Here is a 1,746-nt window from a genome sequence, read left to right on the forward strand (position 1 = left end):
GATCTTCGCGACCGTCCAGATGATCACCACGACCGACACGATGATCCACGGATACCAGCCCTGGCCTCCGCCGATCTTGCCGCGCACCTCGCCGACGCGGTCGACGTTGACCGCGAACTTCGGATCGGCGGCGGGTTTCCAGACACGCAGGAACGCGATCGTCAGGATCAGCGAGACCATCGACGCGAGCACGTCGGTCAGGCTGTAGTTCACGTAGTTCGACGTGACGAACTGCGTCAGCGCGAAGCTCGCGCCCGACACCAGCAGCACTGGCCACACGCGCAGCATGTTGCGGAATCCCGCATACACGCCGATCACGTAGAAGGGCAGGAAGAACGCGAAGAACGGTAACTGCCGGCCGACCATCTTGGCGAGCACGTCGGACGGCAGGTGAGTGACCGCGCCGAGCACGGTGATCGGCACACCGAGCGCGCCGAACGCGACCGGCGCGGTGTTGAAGATCAGCGTGAAAGTGAGCGCTTCGAGCGTGGGAAAGCCGAGCAGGATCAGCAGCGAACTGGTGATGGCGACCGGCGTGCCGAAGCCGGAAATCCCTTCGAGCAGCGCGCCGAACGAAAAGCCGACCACGACCAGCACGATGCGCCGGTCGTTAGGCAGGTTGTCGATCATCCACATGCGAAAGGCCGCGAAGCGGCCCGAGCGTTGCGCGATGTTGTAGAGCAGGATCGCGGTGAACACGATCCACATGACTGGCCAGCAGGCGAACACCGCGCCGGCGGCCACCGAATTGAATGCGAGCCCGACCGGAAACTGCCAGAAAAAGATCGCTACGATCAAACCGACGATCAGCCCGGCGAGCGATGCCTGCCAGGCCGGCCGGCGTGCCCAGCCGAGCAGGACCAGCACGGCGATGACCGGCAGCGCGGCAACGAGAAACGATAGCAACAGCGAATTACCGACTGGGGTGAGTAGCTGGTGAAACATCACGTCTCCTTGATTTTTGTTCGAATTGACGCTCGACTATGCAGTCTGGATGCGTCGCTCTGACAGGACGGATGGGCGTTGGCGGAATATGTGGGAAATGAACCGCGTCGCCTATTTAAACGGTTGCTGCATGTGGCCTCCCAAAGCATAGAGCGCCGGGCGGGCACGTCAAGAAGGGAAACTACGGGCGCCGGAGGGGGAGGAGGTGAAGGTCTGAATCTTGCGCGAGGAGGGAGGGTGCGCGGTGATACGGGTGCAATGCAGTAGCAATGCGGGCGCAATGCAAGGGCGCCCGGGAACGGTTCAATTTCGGCCTAGGCGGCAAGGCAACCCGGGCGCAGCGCCGGCACGATAGCGCATCTTCGTTGGCATACACGTCATGCGTTGAAGCGAATGGAATCGATGCCGGTCCGCAAGAATCTGCGAGCTTCAGTGCCAGTGGCGATGTCCCCAGCCACCACCCCAATATCCGCCGATCCCGATCGACACCGACGGCCCGTAATAGCCAGGATATCCGTAATAAGCGGGGTAGACCGGCGGCGGATAGTAGGCGGGATAAACCGGAGCCGGCGCCACATAGACGGGCGGAGCTGCAACCGCATAGGTCGGCGGGTTCTGCTGCGAGCCTTGCGCTTGTTGTTGTTGTTGTTGTTGTTGTTGCGACTGCGCATCGGCTGGCCCGGTCGGGGCATCCTGCTGGACTGCTGTCGCCGGAACCGTCGAATAAGCGGCGGGGTAATAGGAGGCGGATGGATAGTAACCGTATGGGTAATAGCAGCCGGATAGCGACAACGCGCACAG

2 protein-coding genes are annotated in these 1,746 nt (G+C 62.1%); both read right to left on the minus strand.

Annotated features, from left to right (window positions below):
• Positions 1 to 945, minus strand: a 945-nt coding sequence (locus VGN12_16665) for an L-lactate permease (GenBank protein HEY4311086.1), incomplete at its 3' end; no start/stop codon positions are given.
• A 429-nt stretch (positions 946 to 1,374) separates the two neighbouring features.
• Positions 1,375 to 1,746 (minus strand): hypothetical protein (locus VGN12_16670; protein HEY4311087.1); only part of this gene is annotated, 372 nt, incomplete at its 5' end.

This window comes from Pirellulales bacterium (genome assembly GCA_036499395.1).
Lineage (GTDB): Bacteria > Planctomycetota > Planctomycetia > Pirellulales > JACPPG01 > JACPPG01.